This window comes from Nitratidesulfovibrio liaohensis (assembly GCF_011682075.1).
GTDB lineage: Bacteria > Desulfobacterota > Desulfovibrionia > Desulfovibrionales > Desulfovibrionaceae > Cupidesulfovibrio > Cupidesulfovibrio liaohensis.
Map to the genome: position 1 here is coordinate 1 of NZ_VSMK01000359.1, position 2,887 is coordinate 2,887.

Here is a 2,887-nt window from a genome sequence, read left to right on the forward strand (position 1 = left end):
AAACTCTCCAGTTGAAAAACTGAAGTCGCACGAACGCCTCGTAATTGAGACACCCGTACGATTGATTACTATCGTAAAGGCTGATTCCTTCCCGACTCGCTATTTACTTGTCAAAGAACCCGGTCTTGCGAACCCGTTTCGGGTTACCGCAGCATTCTGCGGCCCGTTGCCCCGCCGGGGCTTCCCGTCGCGGCGAGGAGCATGTATGCCCCAGCGCCCCGCCAGGTGTCAACCGCTTTTTTCGTTTTCTTCGATTTTTCTCGAAGACCCCGTGAAGCCCGCCAGGGGGTTCAGGAAAGCGCCAACATATTGATCCGGCTGAAAGAGCAGGCCGCGTCGAACGCAGTTCGTTGCGGCGAAGGGGGTATCTATGCGCTTCCCCACCCGGCGTCAACAGGTTTTTCGTCAGCCCGTTGATTTTATTTTCGCGCATCATCTTCCACCCGCACCAGCCGTGGCTTTGCGCCGCCAAAAAGAAACGCCGCGACCAAACGAAAGCGCCCCGGCAAGGCCGGGGCGCTGATGCAAGCATGCTGTCGCTACCGCCATCAGACGGCACTATTGGGCGGCGTGCACGGTGATCTGGTCGCCGGGCTTCAGCTGGGCGTCGCGCTCCAGGTTGTTCCAGCGCAACAGGTCCTTGGGCGGCACGTTGAACTTGCGGGCAATGGCCCACATGGTGTCGCCTTCCTGCACCTTGTACACGATGGCCCGGCCCACCGGTGCGGCTGCGGGCTTGGCCCCTGCACTCTTGGATGCGGTGGCCACGGCCACGGGCGTGGCGGCCCGCTCGGCACCGCCGCGTGAAGCACTGGCCACGATGGCCTTGTTGGCGGCCTCCGCTTCCTGCCGGGCGATGGCCGTGGCCTCGGCCCCGGCATCGGGGATGTACAGCTTCTGCCCCAGTTGCAGGGCGATACCGGAAAGGCCGTTGGCCTTTTGCAGGGTTTCCACGCTGCTGCCCTGAGCCTTGGCGATGCCGTACAGGGTGTCACCCTGCTTGACGATGTACGTGGCGCGGCGCTCGGCGATGTCGCGGGTGCGGGCAGAGGACGGCCTGTCCGATTTGTCCGATTTCTCCGGCTTGTCCTGCTTGTCCGCAACGGCCTTGCCGCCCTTGGCCGAAGCCGCCGATTTCGACGCCGGCGTCTCCGCCTGGGCGGTGAAGTCGGACGCATCCCCCCCGCCGGGGATCATCAGTTCCTGCCCCACCTGCAGCTTGCCACTGGCCTTGTTGACCCGTTTCAGCACCGAAACGGGCACCCCGCACCGCTTGCCGATGCGGTCCAGCGTATCGCCCTGACGCACCTTGTACACCCGCCAGCCCGCGTAGCTGCGCTGCTGCGGCTTGGACAGGAAGGCGGTGGCCGCCTCCAGGTGCATGGGATGGACATAGACTGTGGCGTGCGCGTCCGGCGGCGAAATGTAGCGTCGGAAGGCGGGATTGTTGGCCGAAAAGTCGTTCCAGTTCTGGCCCATGGCCTGTGCCAGTGCCATCAGGTCGGTGCCGGGCTTCACGCGCAGTTGTTCCAGCTTGGGCGGGCAGCTGTAGTCCGGGGCCTGAAAGCCCAGGGATTCCAGGTTGCGCATGATCTTGGCCACGGCGATGAACCTGGGCACGTACTGGCGCGTTTCGTCCTTGAGCTGGGCCTTGCCGTCGAGCATGTGGTTCTTGGCGCGCAGGTCGAAGAACCCTTCGGCCCCCGTGCCTTCCAGCGCCCGCGAAATCTTGCCCTCGCCCGCGTTGTACGCGGCCATGGCCAGGTGCCAGTCGCCGAAATCGCCGTACAGTTTTTGCAGATAGTCCGCAGCCGCGCGGGCCGACTTGTACGGGTCGCGCCGCTCGTCCATCCACCAGTTGTACGACAACCCGTAGCGCATGCCGGTGTACGGCATGAACTGCCACACCCCCACCGCGCCCGCCGAGGACACTGCGTTGGGGTTGAACCCGCTTTCGACGATGGCGAGATAGGCGATTTCTTCGGGGATGCCCTGCTGCCGGAACACCTCGCGGATGTGCGGCAGGTAGTTCTGTGAACGCTTCAGGTAGCGTTCGAAGGTGCCGCGCGCGCGGTGGGTGAAGTACTTGAAGTGCAACTCAACGTCGCGCCGGGCCTCCGGGGTGAGATCCTTGTCCAGTTCGCCGGTGGAGTTGAGGGCCGCCCATTCCTGCGGGGTAAGGGGCACGCCGTCGTCGGCGGGGGGGATGGGCAGTTCCACCACCTCTTCGGGTTCGGCGGCGGGGCCGGTGGCGCTGGGCGGCACCGGGCAGGCTTCTGCCGGCTGGATGGGGGGCAGGTTCTTTTTGGGCGCGCAGCCGGCGGCCAACAACGCCACCGCCACAAGCACAAGCACGTGCCGGACGGCACGACGCGCGCGCAGGGCGGAGGACAGGAGTCTGGTTCGCTGCATGAATATTCCAAATGTGTTGGGAGCGGCGAAAGAAGGCCGCGAGAAGGAGCGTGTGTCGGGTCGTCCGCCGCGTTCCGGCTGGCCCCGGCACCTGTCGGCCTGGCGGGCGCGGCACCGTGGCCCCTTGCGTGGAAGCACGTTCAAGGGTACCTGCGGTGTATGCGGCATTCCGACCCTACCTCATGCCGCCCATCCAACGCAACCCGTCTACCCGCGCCCATCCGGGCGAAAGCGACACATGCCCAAGAAGCACCCCCTTTGGGGCACCGACGCGCGCGACGACGCGCCGCGTGATGCCCGTAACGACGATACGCGTGACAGCCGTTCCCGTTCCGCCAACCGCAACCGCAAGGATGGCCGCCCCACGGGTCGGCCCGGCGAACGCGAGGGAGGACGCGGCGATGCCCCGCGCGGCCACGGCGGAAAGCCCGGCGAACGGAGCGAACGGGGCGATTCCCGCCCCGGTTCGGGCCGT

Annotated in this window: 2 protein-coding genes; one reads left to right on the forward strand and one right to left on the reverse strand. The window is 65.8% G+C overall.

Translation table 11 applies throughout. From position 1 onward, the window contains the following. Positions 1 to 558 precede the first annotated feature (558 nt). Positions 559 to 2,412 (reverse strand): LysM peptidoglycan-binding domain-containing protein, encoded by a 1,854-nt coding sequence (locus FVW27_RS12225; protein WP_167125515.1) that lies wholly within the window; start codon positions 2,410 to 2,412, stop codon positions 559 to 561. A 238-nt stretch (positions 2,413 to 2,650) separates the two neighbouring features. Here FVW27_RS12225 and FVW27_RS12230 point away from each other — a divergent pair. After that, positions 2,651 to 2,887 (forward strand): hypothetical protein (locus tag FVW27_RS12230; protein WP_424991874.1); only part of this gene is annotated, 237 nt, incomplete at its 3' end.

Excerpts from the sequence above, each read along its gene's own strand:
- FVW27_RS12225 (WP_167125515.1), bottom strand. The coding sequence starts at position 2,412 with ATGCAGCGAACCAGACTCCTGTCCTCCGCCCTGCGCGCGCGTCGTGCC.